General features: G+C 36.8%; 10 protein-coding genes and 3 tRNA genes. 12 read left to right on the top strand and 1 reads right to left on the bottom strand.

Annotation, left to right across the window (positions count from 1 at the left end; translation table 11 throughout):
- The first annotated feature begins 39 nt into the window (after nt 1–39).
- The 5 genes from AB3K24_RS07995 (at nt 40) to AB3K24_RS07975 (ending at nt 4,387) form a co-directional block, all read left to right on the top strand.
- Nucleotides 40–112: transfer RNA gene (locus AB3K24_RS07995), tRNA-Asn, on the top strand.
- A gap of 106 nt (nt 113–218) precedes the next feature.
- A tRNA-Asn gene (locus AB3K24_RS07990) sits at nt 219–291 on the top strand.
- A gap of 15 nt (nt 292–306) precedes the next feature.
- A tRNA-Thr gene (locus tag AB3K24_RS07985) sits at nt 307–379 on the top strand.
- A gap of 155 nt (nt 380–534) precedes the next feature.
- Nucleotides 535–2,196: a C39 family peptidase gene (locus AB3K24_RS07980; protein WP_367974956.1), complete on the top strand. Its 1,662-nt coding sequence runs from the start codon at nt 535–537 to the stop codon at nt 2,194–2,196.
- 394 nt (nt 2,197–2,590) lie between these two features.
- On the top strand, nt 2,591–4,387 hold the full coding sequence (locus AB3K24_RS07975; RefSeq protein WP_367974954.1) for a bifunctional metallophosphatase/5'-nucleotidase: 1,797 nt from the start codon (nt 2,591–2,593) through the stop codon (nt 4,385–4,387).
- 40 nt (nt 4,388–4,427) lie between these two features.
- Here AB3K24_RS07975 and AB3K24_RS07970 read toward each other — a convergent pair whose 3' ends face one another.
- A complete protein-coding gene (locus AB3K24_RS07970; RefSeq protein WP_367974952.1) occupies nt 4,428–5,594 on the bottom strand; it encodes an MFS transporter in 1,167 nt (388 codons plus the stop codon).
- A 332-nt stretch (nt 5,595–5,926) separates the two neighbouring features.
- On the opposite strand from AB3K24_RS07970, the gene AB3K24_RS07965 reads away from it, so the two are divergent.
- The 7 genes from AB3K24_RS07965 to AB3K24_RS07935 all read left to right on the top strand — a co-directional run bounded on the left by AB3K24_RS07965 (nt 5,927) and on the right by AB3K24_RS07935 (nt 16,566).
- Entirely contained in the window at nt 5,927–7,249 is a 1,323-nt protein-coding gene (locus AB3K24_RS07965; protein WP_367974950.1) for an APC family permease, read from the top strand.
- Between the two features lie 270 nt (nt 7,250–7,519).
- Nucleotides 7,520–8,806 carry an APC family permease gene (locus AB3K24_RS07960; RefSeq protein WP_367974948.1) on the top strand — a complete coding sequence of 429 codons (1,287 nt, stop codon included), beginning with the start codon at nt 7,520–7,522 and terminating at the stop codon, nt 8,804–8,806.
- 2 nt (nt 8,807–8,808) lie between these two features.
- Nucleotides 8,809–10,371 carry a DUF2130 domain-containing protein gene (locus AB3K24_RS07955; RefSeq protein WP_367974946.1) on the top strand — a complete coding sequence of 521 codons (1,563 nt, stop codon included), beginning with the start codon at nt 8,809–8,811 and terminating at the stop codon, nt 10,369–10,371.
- A gap of 169 nt (nt 10,372–10,540) precedes the next feature.
- Nucleotides 10,541–11,131 (top strand): restriction endonuclease subunit S domain-containing protein, encoded by a 591-nt coding sequence (locus AB3K24_RS07950; RefSeq protein WP_367974944.1) that lies wholly within the window; start codon nt 10,541–10,543, stop codon nt 11,129–11,131.
- Nucleotides 11,112–14,324, top strand: coding sequence for a type I restriction endonuclease subunit R (locus AB3K24_RS07945; RefSeq protein WP_367974942.1), 3,213 nt, complete (start codon nt 11,112–11,114; stop codon nt 14,322–14,324). Before AB3K24_RS07950 ends, AB3K24_RS07945 begins: the two co-directional genes overlap by 20 nt.
- A 12-nt stretch (nt 14,325–14,336) precedes the next feature.
- Complete coding sequence (gene rhuM, locus AB3K24_RS07940; protein WP_367974940.1) at nt 14,337–15,335, top strand: RhuM family protein; 999 nt, start codon at nt 14,337–14,339, stop codon at nt 15,333–15,335.
- Nucleotides 15,328–16,566 (top strand): restriction endonuclease subunit S, encoded by a 1,239-nt coding sequence (locus tag AB3K24_RS07935; RefSeq protein ID WP_367974939.1) that lies wholly within the window; start codon nt 15,328–15,330, stop codon nt 16,564–16,566. Before rhuM ends, AB3K24_RS07935 begins: the two co-directional genes overlap by 8 nt.
- Nucleotide 16,567: the final 1 nt, after the last annotated feature.

The following is a 16,567-nucleotide window of genomic DNA, read 5'->3' as shown; positions in this document are numbered from 1 at the left end:
GTTATTAGATATAATAACTTAGTTGTGTTAAGCAATTATTCCGACTTAGCTCAGTTGGTAGAGCACTTGACTGTTAATCAGGTTGTCGTCGGTTCGAGCCCGACAGTCGGAGTTTTATGAGAAGCAAATCTAATAAGGTTTGCTTTTTTTGTGCCTTGAAAAGTATTGACAAATAAGAATGAAACTGGCATAATTAAATAGTTGTGTTAAGCAATTATTCCGACTTAGCTCAGTTGGTAGAGCACCTGACTGTTAATCAGGTTGTCGCCGGTTCGAGCCCGGCAGTCGGAGTTGATTACATTATTTGCCGATGTAGCTCAGTTGGTAGAGCACGGGTATCGTAAACCTGGGGTCGGAGGTTCGATTCCTCTCGTCGGCATTAATAATATTATGTTATCGAAGTAAACCTTGAGTGGTTTACTTTTTTTGTTTTCAGGTTATTAATCCAATCACCTAGTTAAAATTATATTGCTATTTATTACTTTTTTGGTATAATAAAGTGAGTTAAATGACACATAATTTTAGGGAGAAAATATGAGGAATGAAACACAGCAATATGATTTTTTAAAGTTGGGGAAAGTTGTTTGTATAACAACTGTCACAGCGCTGGCAATGGCTAGTTTTTTAACAAATCCGCAAAAAGTGACTGCTGATACAATCAAAGGTCAGCAAGAGACACAAATGAGTAGTGCAAGTTCAGATAGTGCGAGTCAAGTTTCTGCTATTCAAAGTGAAAAATCTGAACCAGTTGCCGGCACTTCAACGACAAGTGAGCATGTACAATCGTCCAATTTAACAGAGGGAACAGTAGCTAATTCAAGTAGCTCATCTAGCGCAACAGAAAAATCAATAGCTATAGATAAGCAAATTGCTACTAATCAGGATACATCAAAAACCACAAGCCAATCGAACGAAAATAGTGACCAAACGACTTCTAAATCTGACCAGTTGGTAAACAAACCAGTTGCAACTGCTAGTTCAGAACAGCCAAAAACTGATAAAACGACAACATCTATGACAGCAAAACCTAAAAATGGATTTGTGACAGAAAATGGTAAAACAAAGTATTACCAAAATGATGTTCAAGTTACAGGTGAAAAAAAGATTGACAATAGTTGGTATAATTTTGATAACCAAGGTAATCAATCTAATGGTTTAACAAAATTAGCAAAGAAAACTGTTTATTATGATAATACTGGTAAAATGCACTACGGGTATCTGAACTCCGGTAATACATATATGTTTTTTGACTTGTTTGATGGGCACGCCTATACAGGGCTTAGAAAATATGATCAGGGCTTAGAGTATTATGGACAAGATTTTAAACAAGTTCGTAACAACTATACCCGTACAAATGCAAAGACAATTTATTTCTTTGGTGCCAATGGTGACGCAGTAAAAGGGACGCGTTATTATGGCAACGGTAAATTGGAGTATTATGGTAATGATTATAATCAATTGCGTAATAGCTATGCCAAAACAGGCAATACCTATTATTATCTAGGTACCAATGGCGATGCTGTTAAGGGCTTTAGAAAATATAGTCAACTTGGGTTAGAGTATTATGGCAATGACTACAAGCAATATCGTAACCGTAATTTTAATGATAATAAAATGAATGCGTATCATGTTAATAAGGATGGTGACGTTGATCGTGTCACATTAAAACATACTTGGTATTCTCAATTAAACCAAGGTTATCCAGAAGGTTGTGAAGCCACTGCGCTTCAAATAGCGCTTTCTAATAAGAATAAACATTATAGTTTACCACAAATATATCATGCTACTGGTTATGGCTACGATAAGACACCAGCCACTGGCTTTTATGGTAATCCTAGCGGTTGGGGTAGCTCATTAACAGAAACAGTGTTTGCTTCTAAGCTGGCTTCAAGTATGCGTCGATTTGATACGGGTATTAGTGATATGACAGGTGCCACGACTAATGATGTTATTAGTGAAGTACTCAGCGGTAACCCCGTGGTGACTTGGGGTGATTATTACTGGCAATTAGGTCGCTCATTCCATGTCATGACTATTGTTGGATATGATAATGGGAAGTTCTTAATTTCAGATCCTTATGCTTATTCACAAAGAGAATATTTCGTCTCAACGAGCACATGGCATTATGTGAATAGTAATGATTATGCGCTTGGCTGGCATACACCAAGCGCAATGAATGTTGTCGTACGTGCCTAAGTTTAAAAATAGTATATTGACGTGAGCCTTTGGAATTGGACTAATAATCTAATACCAGGGGTTTTATTATACCAAAATTTTAAATAATTCAGTATAATCCGAACTTTGATGTTTAAATTTAATAAAAAAATAATAACGTTCGCTTTTTAAAGTATTTAATATCGTTGTTTAACTGAATCGTTTGTTAATAAATGATGAATGAAAAGTTAACAATAAATATTTTTTCGGAATGTCTTAGTGACGATGTTATGAAAAATATAAAATAACAACTCATTTAAATAAACGAACGATGGGGCTGTTTTAATGAATATTGTTTCTTTTTTAATCAAATTATAATTGGGCGGAGACTATGTGAAATGATATACTAAAACCACTTATATGAGGGAGAATGATTATGAGATTAAAATTTTTATCTGTTTTAGCCCCGCTGGTTTTATGTGGCCTTATCGTAACAAGTAACTCGGTTGTTTATGCTGATGTGCCAGTTACGAACAATACTGACAATTACAGTAAGCCTAGTTTGGAACCTGATTACCAGAAAGCTGATCCAAGTCACAGTAAAAATATTGCAGTACAGTTTCTAGGTATTAACGATTTACATGGTGGATTAGAAACAACAGGATCTGTAGATATTGGCACAAAAACGTATGACGATGCAGGAACAGTTGGGCGTTTGGCGTCTTATTTAAATCAAGCAGAGTCACACTTTAAAAAAGTAACGCAATCTAATAATAGTTTACGCATTGAAGCGGGTGATATGGTGGGAGCTGCACCGGCAAACTCATCTTTACTAGCACATGAATCAACAATGCATGTGCTAAAATCAATGAAATTTAAAATTGGGACATTGGGAAACCATGAATTTGATCAAGGATTGCCAGAATTTAATCGTATATTAACTGGCGAAAAACCCAGTAGCCAAGCAGATTCCTTGGTTAAAAAATATACACACTATTCGTCGGGCATTGATATGGTAGTTGCCAATGTTATCAATAAAAAAACTCAGAAAATACCTTATGGTTATAAGCCTTACGTTATTAAGACAGTGAAACAAAAGAATAAAACAGCAAAAATTGGGATTATTGGTTTAGAGACGTCAACGTTGCCCAGTTTGACATTATATAAAAATTATAAAGATTATCAGGTGCTTGATGAAGCCGAGACGATTGCAAAATATGACAATATTTTACGCAGCAAAGGTGTTAATGCTGTCGTAGTTGTTGGCCATACAGGTGTTCAAAGTAAAGACAAGATAACTAGTGGTCCCACAGTAGATATTTTACAAAAGCTCAATAAAATTGAGCCAAATAATAACGTTGGCTTGTATATCGCAGCACATTCGCATCAATATGCCAATGCGAAAGTTGGCCAAACACATGTGGTACAAGCGGTCTATACAGGAAAAGCATATGATGATAGTTGGGCTTATATCAGTGCTAAAACGGGTAAATTTACCAAAGTATCAACCCATGTTTACCCAGTATTATCGCAAAAAGATGATAGTGAAACTAAAGCTGATAAAAAAGTTGTTTCAATTGTAAAAAATGCTGATAAACTCGTGAAAAGCAAGGTTAACAATGTGATTGGTTACGCAGGTAAAGCGGAAACAATTACTGGTCGATTGCATAATAGTGCAAGTATGGAAAACCAAGCAGGTGAGATGGTTGCTGATGCACAGTTATATGAGGCACAAAAGGCGGATTTAAAACCAGATTTTGCCTTTACAAACACTGGTGGTGTCAGATCAGACTTGGTTGTTAAATCTAATAAAGCCATTACATGGGGCTCAGCAATAGCGGTTCAGCCATTTGGCAATATTTTGCAGGTCGTTGACATGACAGGTGCTCAAATCCGACAAGCGCTGAATGAACAATATGATGAAAATCAACATTATTATTTGCAAATAGCCGGTTTAACTTATAGTTACACAAAAAAAGGTGATCAATCCTATACTGCTAAAGACATCTGGGACAGTAAAGGGCAATTAGTTTCAGATAATCAAACTTATCGTGTTGTGATTAACGACTTCTTGCATGGTGCTGGTGATAATTTTTATGCATTCAAAGATACTAAGATAGTTGGTGCAATTGGCACAGACACAGATACGTTTATTAAGTACATTAAAGCGATGACCAAAACGGATCATAAGGTTGTGCCGCCGACATTGAATAGAAAAAAATTGGTTGAATAAAAAGCATCTTGTAAAAGATGCTTTTTTGATGAAATTAGAATCAACCCTTAAACCGAACGGTAAACGTCAGCATACTGGCAATCGCTAAAATAACTGCTACAAACATGTAAGGCAAGTTACTGCCAATATCTAAGAGAACACCACCTAACACTGGACCAATGATATTACCAACACTAGTTAGGGACATGTTCAAACCATTAATTAGGCCTTGTCGTTCGTCATTTACATGTGATAATAGCGTTGTGATTGCTGGCCGTAAGATATCAAAACCAACGAAGGCGATCAGCGTGGCGACAAAGACTTCCCATTTACTTTGCGACAATAGAATCCAAATAATGGCTAGAAATCCTGATATGAAGCTGATACGAATGACCATTAATTCACCGATATAACGCACCATTTTTTCAAAAAAAACAACTTGAATGATTAATGATAAGAAGCCATTAACAACCAAAAACCAAGCAATTTCAGTTAAATTAAAACCACGCACATCGTGAAAATAGAGACTAAACATGTTTTCAAATGCTGCTAATCCGAATGAAGCCACGAGAATCATAAGGAGTAACATGATTAGTGCGACAGACCAAAACTGACCGGTTAATTTGACGTTATTATGCTGCGTTGCACTTTGTGTGATACGAATTTTTTTTTCGTCAGGCATAAACACAATAAAAACAATAAAAGCAAGCAAACCTAAAATAGCAGACCCAAAAAACGGCAAAGTATGATCAATGTTAGCTAAGACACCACCGATACCGGGGCCCAAAATAATACCACCACTAAATGAAGCCGATAACCAACCAATCACGCGTGCTCGATTTTCACTCGTTGTCATGTTTGATGCTAATGCAGTGATGGCAGGCATCGACAATGCGGCCGCTAAGCCACCTAAGGCACGTGCGACGTTTAACTGCAATAGGGAATGACCGATACCGAATGCAAATAGCCCTTCTGAAACGGCAAAAAGGAGTAGACCAGCGGCAATCAGCGGTATGCGGGCAAATTTATCAGAAAAACGGCCGATGATTGGCGAGGCAATAAATTGGACAGCAGCAAATAACGCTGCCATGATACCCATATCAGTTGCTGTAAGCGACATATCTTCTTTAATATAAGGTTCAACTGGAATAATTAAGCCAATACCGAGCATAATCAAGAGTTGTGACCCAACCAAAAGCCCTAAGGCACGCTGCTGAATTTTTGTCATGAGAAATAAGCACGCTTTCTTTTAATTTTGTAAAAAATGGTATAAAAAAGAGGGCGTCGCATTGACAACGCCCAGTCTACATCCACTATTGCAGGATAACGCAAACACAATTTAAATCGTGTCAGTATTTATTACTATCTCAGAATAGAATATCATCAAAAAAAGTTGGTGTCAAGATACTGTTAGTTGGTGTCAAGATACTGTTAGTTGGTGTATTAATGCCTTTCAATTTTAACGCTTGGTATACTTAAAAATTGGCAAAGTGATTTCCTTACAGCACACAAACTGTTATTATTGAAGGAGTATTATTAATTGCATTTAAAGAGGTAAACATGGGGACGAATCAAAATCTTAATCGCACGATGACGTTAATTCCTGCGATTTCAACCGTGATGGGCACGGTAATTGGCGCAGGTGTGTTTTACAAGTCGTCAACTGTCGCAGAAGCGACAGGCTCAACGAGTATGTCGTTGCTTGTATGGCTATTAGGTGGCATAATTAGTTTAGCTGCTGGGCTAACTGGTGCTGAACTTGCTGCGGCGTTGCCACAGACAGGTGGTATGCTTGTCTATATCGAGCGTGCTTATGGCAAATTAGCTAGTTATTTGTTAGGTTGGGCACAAGTTATTATTTATTTTCCTGCTAGTATTGGTGCCACAGGGATAATTTTTGGCACACAGATAGCTAACTTGTTTCATTGGGGGTATGCAACTGTCGTTCCTTCGGGGATTGCTGCATTGATTTCAGTCTTTTTAATTAATATGTTGGGATCAAAAATAGCGGGTCACTTTCAAGCAATCACCTTACTTTTTAAATTAGTTCCGTTAGCTTTAATTATTATTTTTGGTTTATTGCAACCTGGTGGCGTTGATGTCACACTATTTCCTGTGGTCCCTGGTCACGAAGTTCATGGCTGGGCGCCTGCTTTGGGTGCTGGTTTGCTGGCTACAATGTATGCCTATGATGGTTGGATTCATGTTGGTAATATTGCCGGTGAGATGAAAAATCCAACACGTGATTTACCACGTGCGATTGCCGGTGGTTTACTTGGTATTATGATTGTTTATTTACTGGTAAATTATGTTTTCTTACACACGCTACCCTTGCACGCAATCCAAGGCAATGAAAATACAGCTATGGATGCTGCGCAACATATATTTGGTGGCTTTGGTGGTAAAATCGTGACCGTAGGTATTTTAATCTCCATTTATGGTACCTTGAATGGTTATACAATGACTGGCATGCGATTACCCTATGCCATGGCGTTAAAAAAGAGTCTGCCATTTTCACAACAGTTAGTTAAACTAAATCGCTTTCAAGTACCTTATATCGCTGGCATTTTACAATTAGTCTTAGCCACTGCTTTAATGTTTGTTGGCGGATTTAATACATTAACCAATATGTTAATTTTTGTTATTTGGGTATTTTATACGTTAGTCTTTATTGCGGTTATTAAATTAAGACGACAAGAGCCCGAGTTAGCACGGCCTTACCGTGTGCCATTGTACCCAGTTGTACCAATGATTGCCATTGTAGGTGGCATTTTTATTCTTGTGATGACATTGTTGACGGCTTTCCAATTAGCAATGATTGGTGTTGTGGCAACACTTGCAGGGTTACCGCTGTACTTTGTGATGCAAAAACGTCAAAAATAAGAAAATAAAAGGTTGTTATCTTGAACTTAACGCGATAACTAGGACAATTTGGTATGTCCTAGTTATCGCGTTTTTGCTAGAATAAAACAGATAAATGGTATGATAGATTACAATGATTTTTATAACTAAAAACGTGTGTTCGACGGTGGCTAAACAGATGAATAAAAATAATTCAAGTTTGTTCGTTTTGTCTAACTTTTTTGAGACGCTTCATCAATGATAAGCTTTTTTGATATAATTAGGGTAACTTTTAAAAAAGAAGATGAGATAATGGCAGAAAAAAAATTACTTTCTCCGGCAGTAGTTTATTTGCTGGGAATTAATTCAATTATTGGTTCAGGTATTTTTCTATTGTCTGGCAAAATTTACCATGATGCAGGCACTGGGAGTCTGTGGGCCATATTATTGGCGGGACTATCTATTTTTATCATTGCGTTTTCATACACTAATATGAGTAAAATTTATCCTGAAAATGGTGGCGCATTTATTTATGCTAAGGCAGTTTTTGGTCGTTTTACGGGTTTTATTGTTGGCATGGTAACATGGTTATTAGGAACAGTGACAATGGCGACAGAGGTATCTGCACTCTTGACAGCGATTAAAATGATTTCGCCAAACATTAATACGCGCATGATTGGTGTTGGATTACTGGTGATATTAGGTATCATATCTTGTTTTGGTTCGGCGATTATTTCTGTGTTAGATAATGTCACGTCTTTGATTAAGGTTTTAATTGTGATTATTTTTATTGCCACCACAATTTGGCTTGTTAAGTTAGCAAATTTCAATTTCTTACCCTTGGCACCTCGTTCATTTTCAACAAGTCTGACTGGATTTTTATCGGCATATGGAACTGTTTTCTTTTTCTTTACTGGTTTTTCATTTTTACCGGTTAACGCGGAAAAAATGACAGACCCGGCTAAAAATTTACCAAAAATTATGAGTCTTGTCATGATTACTTGTATTGTGATTTATGTGATCATTCAAGGTATTACCATTGGTGTGTTAGGTAATCGCTTACCAGATACAATTGTGCCTGCGGCGACAATTTTCTCGGAAGTTGTTGGCGCAATTGGCATACCACTGTTTGTTATTAGTGTTTGTTGGTCAATATTTGGGGTTATTGTGGCAACAACCTTTAATACGCCCACAATTCTCTCTAGCCTAGCTTTAGATCATGAAGATGTACCTTTATTAGTGGCGCGAAAGAATCGCTTTGGGAGCCCAGTTCTAGCAGTAATTTTAACAACAGTTGTTGGTATTTTCCTCTTTTTAACTGGTAATTATGTTTTTCTCAGCGGATTAACCGTGTTTATGAGTTTTGTTCAATATCTATCAACAGGTCTAGCAAATATTAAAGCAAAATATCGATGGATTGGTTGGGGAACCGTTTTATTCTCGCTCATTCTATTAGCATCATTTACACCACGCGTGTTGCTATTCGGTGTTAGCTTCATCGTGATATTATCTGTGATTTATTTATTTGTCAAAGTGGATGATGTGCACTTAGAAAAAATTAAGCAACAAAAAAAGATACTCAAAGAAAGGCATGTTTAATCATGGCAAAAATTAAATTCCACATTGCATCACAAACTGAATTAGTGTTAGATCAAGCTGCCCAAGTCGGCGATATGATTGATTTAACCGATGAACAAAATATTGATACCAGCATTATTAATGGTAAAATCGCTGATATTATTGAGGATAGAGTTGCACAAGCCAAGGAAGAATGGGCAGTACAACAGGCTAAACAAACAGATATTGAGCTGGATAATCACTTACAAACGCAAAAACAAACGTTACAAGCAACCATTAATGATAAAGATAATCGGATAGTCGCGCTCGAAACGGAACTTAAAAGTATCGCGCAACAAAATGATGCCGAGCTAAAAACGCAATTAATACAACAAGAATTAACCATGCAAGCTACTTTAGCGCAAAAGCAAACTGCAATCGCTGAACTAGAATCAAAAATTCAAACAATTACGCAGCAAAGCCAATCGGAACTGGCAACGCAGCTGCTTAAAAAAGAAGCGGCAGTTCAAAGCGAGTTGGCGCAACGAGATCAAAAGGTGTCTGAGTTAACCTCACAATTACAACTGAAGGACCAAGAAAAGCAAACCGAAATCGCTGAACTAGAGTCAAAGATTCAAACGATTACGCAGCAAAGTCAATCTGAACTGGCAACGCAGCTGCTTAAAAAAGAAGCGGCATCCCAAAATAAGTTGGCGCAACGAGATCAAAAGGTGTCTGAATTAACCTCACAATTACAACTGAAGGACCAAGAAAAGCAGTTACAGCTGGCTAACGTTCAAAGTCAATATGAAGCCCAACTCAAGACAGCTAATGAGCAAGTCGAGTTCTATAAAGATTTTAAAGCGCGCCAATCAACCAAAGAAATTGGTGAAAGTTTAGAACAATATGCAATGACTGAATTCAATAAAATTCGTCCGTATGCTTTTCCTAATGCTTATTTTGAGAAGGATAATACGTTGTCGGAGACAAATTCTAAGGGTGACTTCATTTTTCGAGATTTCCAAGGCGAGTTAGAATTCATCAGCATTATGTTCGATATGAAAAATGAAGCAGACACGACTGCTTCTAAACACAAGAACGCTGACTTTTTCAAAGAATTGGATAAAGATCGTCGTGAGAAGAAAACGGAATACGCCGTCTTGGTGTCCATGTTAGAAGCTGATGATGATCTTTATAATACTGGTATTGTGCAAATTAATGCGTACGAGAAGATGTATGTGATTCGCCCGCAATTCTTTATTCAATTCATTGGCGTGTTGCGCAATGCGGCGTTGAACAGTGTGGCTTATAAGCAAGAATTAGAACAAGTACGCGAGCAAAATGTTGACATCACGCATTTTGAAAGCGACCTAACTAACTTTAAAAGTGCCTTTGGTAAAAATTATCAAAGTGCGTCAAAAAATTTCAAAACAGCTATTGATGAGATTGATAAGTCGATTGCCCGTATGGAAGCCGTCAAACGCTCGCTCACGACATCTGAAAATCAGTTACGTCTGGCTAACAATAAGCTGGAAGATGTGAGTGTTAAGAAGCTGACAAGAGGTAATCCGACGATGAAGGCGAAGTTTAATGCGGTGGGTGAATAAAAAACTTAATAGGTATGGAATATATAATTTAGGATAAATAATCCTAAATTATTTTTTTATAGTTTTTTAGCAATTTTTTTAAGTAATTTTTAGAAATTATAATATCAATTGCTAAAAACAAAATTTATGTTATAATTATTTTATAAATGTAATGTAAGAAAGGCACAAAATGAAAAAAGCGGGTAAAATACTTAAAATTAGTAGTGGATCACCACAATTTAGAATTCAAGCAGTGTTTGATCATGTTGCACCGCTTTATTTTTTTTATGGCCAGAATGAAATTGACAATGACCTGGTTGGGCTAAATATTGATAAAAGTGAACGAAAAAGTGTCCGCACTTTTGATCAGGTCATAACAGTTAGTGAAGGAGATGTTGTATTTAGTCTCGTTTCGGGACAGGCTACATTAGTTCGTAAAATTCATGAAGGTTATCTTTTGACACAAAATTACGTTAAAATAAATTTAAATGAACAATTAGATAATAAATATCTGACTTATATATTGAATGAAGATGACAATATAAAAAAACAACTTAAATTAGGGTTACAGGGATCACAAGTTTTAAAATATACGTTGAAACAAATTAGAGAAATCGACATGCCCGCAATACCAGCTCTTAGTATGCAGCGTCTTATTGGTGACGTATATTTTAATCAAATACACTTACAGGCATTAAAAAAGCAGACAGCTGATTTAGAGACAGTAAGTACGCTAGAAAAATTAAAAAGGATTGATAAAAATGAACGAATTGAAATTTGAAACAGATTTAATACAATATATAACGAGTGGTACAATTTCGAACTCGAAATATGTTCAAGGCGAAGAAATGGCTCATTTTAATGACGAAGTGACTGATTATATTGTTAAAACAAAGCAATGGCAATACGCACCAGAAATCGAAACAACAGAGCAACTTTGGCAGAATTTCAAACAAATTTTAGAACAACATAATCAAAATGCATTGGAATATCCGTTGAGTGTTGTTGAATTTAATCAAGTTAAGAAAATCATATCGGATATTCAAACACCTTATGAGGCGGGGCAGTTTTTATATGGTTTAAATGGTGTGTCACAGATCGAGATTGATTTAGATGACGGACGTCATGTGTTTTTGACGGTCTTTGACCAGAAACAAATTGGTGCAGGCGACACAGTATATCAAGTTGTTAATCAAATCAAACGCCCAGCAGTGATTACTGGAAAACAGGACAGACGCTTTGATACAACCTTGTTAATTAATGGTTTGCCTATTATTCAGATCGAAGAAAAGCGTGATACACGTGAAATTAATGAAGCATTAAACCAAATGCACCAATATATTGACGAAAATCAATACCGTGATATTTTCTCAACATTACAAATATTAATTGCTATAACACCAAACAATGTCAAATATATGGCTAATACAACAGTTGATAAATTTAACAAAGATTTTGCTTTTAATTGGCAGCGTAAAAGTGATAATGGCATTGTGCGTGATTGGAAAGAATTTGCGGATTCTATGTTATCCATACCAATGGCACATCAAATGGCTACGAATTATATGATATTGGACGGCACAAAAAATAAGCAAATGTTAAAAGTGATGCGACCCTATCAAGTTTATGCCACGCAAAAAGTGATTGCAGGCTTGAAACAGGTTGATTTTGAGTTTGGTGAGAAAAAGGTAGGTTATATCTGGCATACGACGGGTTCTGGGAAAACGATTACTTCCTTTAAAACAGCGTGGCTAGCTAGTCGTATGCCAAATATTGATAAAGTTGTCTTTGTGGTCGATCGCATCGCCTTGACAACGCAAACAAGTGAAAATTATAACGCTTATGATCCAGATGCAATAGGTGATATTACAGGTAGTGTCCAAGATACGAATAATACGAATGAGTTGAGTCGAAAATTAAAGTCAAAAGATAACGGCATTATCGTGACTTCGGTACAGAAATTAGATACGTTAGTGAAGCGTGCTGCATTTAAATCACCCGAAAAAAATATTGTTTTTATTGTCGATGAGGCGCATCGCTCAACTGGTGGCGCAGCGTTTAAGCATATTCAAAAATCATTTAAACGTGCGGCTTGGGTAGGTTATACTGGCACACCTATGTTTGACGACACAACGTCAGGCTTACGAACAGAAGATGTTTTTGGTAAATTACTACATGCATATACAATTAGAGAAGCGATTGCAGACCGTAATGTACTTGGGTTTAAAGTTGATTTTGAAACCACAATAGACGAAAATGAGATGAAGGTAAATTATTTACCTGACTTTTATCGGGCACAGTATCCCAGCTGGACAGACGAGAAAATACAAGATAAAATTGGACATTTAACTTTGGCGGATATGGATGATGAAGTAAAAGCCGGCTTCTACGACGGTAATCCTGATCATGTGCGTGAGGTCGTTAAAGATATTTTTTCTAATTGGCGTAATCGCTCTAATGGCGGGAAATATAATGCGTTGTTTACAACACACGTTGGTGGTGGTAAAGCCAGTACGCCAATGGCTATGATGTATTTCAATGAATTTCAGCGTGTTAATGAAGCCAATAGGCATGCAGGTCAACCAACCTTAAAAGTAGCGGTCACTTTTAGTCAAAATAGCTCAAATAGCGACACAATGTTAGACACGAACAAAGGATTATATGATGCCATCACGGTCTATAACGTTGAGTTTGGAACAAAATTTGGTATGGATGATGTCTCTGGTTATACACAAGATGTGACATCACGTTTAAATAAATCAGCTAGTGATGGCAACTTCTTAGATCTGGTTATCGTAGTGGATCAACTATTGACAGGATTTGATGCACCAGAGTTAAACACGCTCTATGTGGATCGTACACTCAAAGGCGCAGGTCTGATTCAAGCGTATTCACGTACTAACCGTATTGCTGATATGCAGGAAAAACCTTGGGGGCGTATCGTCAATTATCGCTGGCCGGCACAAAATGAAAAATTAATGAATCAAGCGTTAGCCACATATGCAAATAAAGCCTCTGCTAATTTATCTGATGAGCAACGTAGCGTGCAAAATATCAGTGATGGAATTACGGCACCTGAATTTAGTGAGTTGTTAGCTGAAGTCAAAGCGACTGTGACAGAATTAGGTTCAATGACGGATCAATTTCAACAATTACCACCATCAGAAAAGAAAAAAGATGCCATGTTAGATTTATTGCGTGACTATAATGCAGGTGTGGCGCAATTGAAACAATATGATCCAGAGCAAAGTGAAGGGGCAGACATAGGCTTCAATTATGATAATCCGGATGCATTAGTTGAAGCCTTGGGGATGACGCCTGATGAGGAAACTATGTTGACAACAGTGTTGACGAATGAATTAAAAACACATATTGCTGCAGAGAAAAAGATACCAGTCTATCAAATTGAATTGCGTATGACGCACGTTAAGGATGTTAAAATTAATTATGACTACCTAACTGAGTTAGTTGAGAAGCTATTAAACCAAGTTCATGCTGATCAGCATGATGACGCGCAAGAGACACATGGCAAGATTCAACAGTTCGCTAACGGGTTAGAGGATCGCCAGTATGCCAATAAGATTATTAAAGCAGCTGGTGCGATTATGAATGGTCATTTTCCAGCACCTGGGTCAGATTTTAAGTACCCAGCCAAATTAGATGATGCTGACAGTGTTATTCAGGCTGCTAATAATATCAGTTTAGATCGACTATTCTTAGATTTCCGTTTTAAATGGGGCATAACAGACATTATTACAAGTGCGCAAATGCGGGAAATGTTTAGTCGCCATCATTATGATATGCAAGACTTAGATGATACCGGACAAATCCGTGACATCATTGGGGAAGCAAGCACTACCTACAAAACGTTGGCTAATGAAGAACATATCCAAAATCTGTCTAAAATTAAATATCGTAACAGTTTGCGTGAAGCGATTTATGCCTTAGCTGATGAATTGACTGAACATGTATAAGGAAAGATAAATATGGCAAATGAGGTTGTTTTTTATAACACAGTCGATGGTAAAACAAAAATAGAATTGCATCTACAAGATGGCACCGTATGGTTGTCACAATTAGAAATTGCTGAATTATTCCAGACGACAAAACAAAATATTAGTAAACATATTAAAACGATTTTTGATGATGGCGAACTGGTTGAAAAAGCAACTGTCAACTATCGGTTGACAGTTCAAGCAGAAGGTAGCAGAGAAATATCACGTCAATTAGCTTTTTATAACTTGGATATGGTTCTGGCGATTGGTTATCGCGTGCGTTCTGCGCGTGGTGCACAGTTTAGGCAATATGCTTCGACTGTCTTAAAAGAATATCTGACTACTGGTGCAGCACTAGATACAGAAAAATTAACGAGTAATTTAACTTACTTTAAAAACCTGCAAAAGCGCATTCGAGATATTCGTTCAAGTGAGCGCTTGTTCTATCAACAAGTATTAGATATTTTTTCAACCAGTATTGATTATGATGGTAAAAGTCAGGTTGCGCGTACTTTTTTTCAGACTGTTCAAAATAAGATGCTCTATGCAGTGACTGGGCAAACTGCGCCGGAATTGATTTTTACAAGAATAGATTCTGAGAAAAATAATTTGGGATTAATTAATTATAAAGGCACTTATCCTAGGAAATCTGACTTAATCGTCTCAAAAAATTATCTTAATGAACAAGAATTAAATCGCTTAAACTTAATTGTTTCTGGGTATCTAGATACTGCTGAATACCAAGCTGAGATACAAACAGCCATGACAATGTCTGATTGGCAAGAAGAAGTCGATAGATACTTGACCTATCAGCGTGCAGATATCTTAAAGAATCGTGGTAATATCAGTCGTAAAAATGCAGATACAAAAGTTGATCATGAATATCAAAAGTATCAAGATACGCATCATGAAATAACCAGTGTTGATGACGATTATTTCAAAGCATTATCTGATGACATAAAGACTTTGGGAGATAAAAAGAATGACTGATAGTGATAATAACGTACCAAAATTAAGATTTCCAGGGTTTGATGATGCTTGGGAACAGCGTAAGTTGAAAGATATTGCTGATTTCTCAAAAGGGAATGGTTACTCAAAATCAGATTTAGTCGAAGATGGCTACCCAGTGATTCTGTACGGCCGCTTGTATACCAAGTATGAAACGGTTATTGAATCAGTTGATACTTTTGCTGAACTGAAAGAAAAATCAGTCATAAGCAAGGGAAACGAAGTCATTGTTCCAGCATCTGGCGAAAGTGCTGAGGATATTGCAAGGGCATCGGTTGTTGAGTTTGCTGGTATTATACTTGGTAGTGATTTAAATATTGTCAGGACAAATAACGAACTTGATCCAACTTTTCTTGCATTGACTATTTCAAATGGTTCTCAGCAAAGAAAAATGAGTAAACGAGCACAGGGAAAATCTGTTGTTCATCTGCATAATTCTGACCTAAAAGAGATAAACTTACTAGTTCCGAAAATTGAGGAACAGAAAGGTATCAGATCATTATTTAAACAACTCGACAACCTCATCACCCTTCATCAGCGTAAGTTATCAGATGTTAAAAAACTGAAATCTGGACTATTGCAAAAAATGTTTCCAAAAAATGGAGAAAACATACCCGAAATACGTTTTCTTGAATTTACTAACGCTTGGGAACAGCGTAAGTTGAAAGATATTGCTGATTTCTCAAAAGGGAATGGTTACTCAAAATCAGATTTAGTCGAAGATGGCTACCCAGTGATTCTGTACGGCCGCTTGTATACCAAGTATGAAACGGTTATTGAATCAGTTGATACTTTTGCTGAACTGAAAGAAAAATCAGTCATAAGCAAGGGAAACGAAGTCATTGTTCCAGCATCTGGCGAAAGTGCTGAGGATATTGCAAGGGCATCGGTTGTTGAGTTTGCTGGTATTATACTTGGTAGTGATTTAAATATTGTCAGGACAAATAACGAACTTGATCCAACTTTTCTTGCATTGACTATTTCAAATGGTTCTCAGCAAAGAAAAATGAGTAAACGAGCACAGGGAAAATCTGTTGTTCATCTGCATAATTCTGACCTAAAAGAGATAAACTTACTAGTTCCGAAAATTGAGGAACAGAAAGGTATCAGATCATTATTTAAACAACTCGACAACCTCATCACCCTTCATCAGCGTAAGTTAGAACACTTGCAACAGCAGAAAAAAGCACTGTTACAACAAATGTTTATATAAG

Origin of the sequence: Leuconostoc aquikimchii, assembly GCF_040838325.1 — a bacterium.
Lineage (GTDB): Bacteria > Bacillota > Bacilli > Lactobacillales > Lactobacillaceae > Leuconostoc > Leuconostoc aquikimchii.
This window is presented reverse-complemented; position numbering and strand designations above follow the sequence as displayed.

Bases quoted from the DNA above. Each gene is read 5' to 3' on its own strand.
- AB3K24_RS07980 (WP_367974956.1), top strand. From the start codon at position 535: ATGAGGAATGAAACACAGCAATATGATTTTTTAAAGTTGGGGAAAGTT.
- AB3K24_RS07975 (WP_367974954.1), top strand. From the start codon at position 2,591: ATGAGATTAAAATTTTTATCTGTTTTAGCCCCGCTGGTTTTATGTGGC.
- AB3K24_RS07970 (WP_367974952.1), bottom strand. From the start codon at position 5,594: ATGACAAAAATTCAGCAGCGTGCCTTAGGGCTTTTGGTTGGGTCACAA.
- AB3K24_RS07965 (WP_367974950.1), top strand. From the start codon at position 5,927: ATGGGGACGAATCAAAATCTTAATCGCACGATGACGTTAATTCCTGCG.
- AB3K24_RS07960 (WP_367974948.1), top strand. From the start codon at position 7,520: ATGGCAGAAAAAAAATTACTTTCTCCGGCAGTAGTTTATTTGCTGGGA.
- AB3K24_RS07955 (WP_367974946.1), top strand. From the start codon at position 8,809: ATGGCAAAAATTAAATTCCACATTGCATCACAAACTGAATTAGTGTTA.
- AB3K24_RS07950 (WP_367974944.1), top strand. From the start codon at position 10,541: ATGAAAAAAGCGGGTAAAATACTTAAAATTAGTAGTGGATCACCACAA.
- AB3K24_RS07945 (WP_367974942.1), top strand. From the start codon at position 11,112: ATGAACGAATTGAAATTTGAAACAGATTTAATACAATATATAACGAGT.
- rhuM (WP_367974940.1), top strand. From the start codon at position 14,337: ATGGCAAATGAGGTTGTTTTTTATAACACAGTCGATGGTAAAACAAAA.
- AB3K24_RS07935 (WP_367974939.1), top strand. From the start codon at position 15,328: ATGACTGATAGTGATAATAACGTACCAAAATTAAGATTTCCAGGGTTT.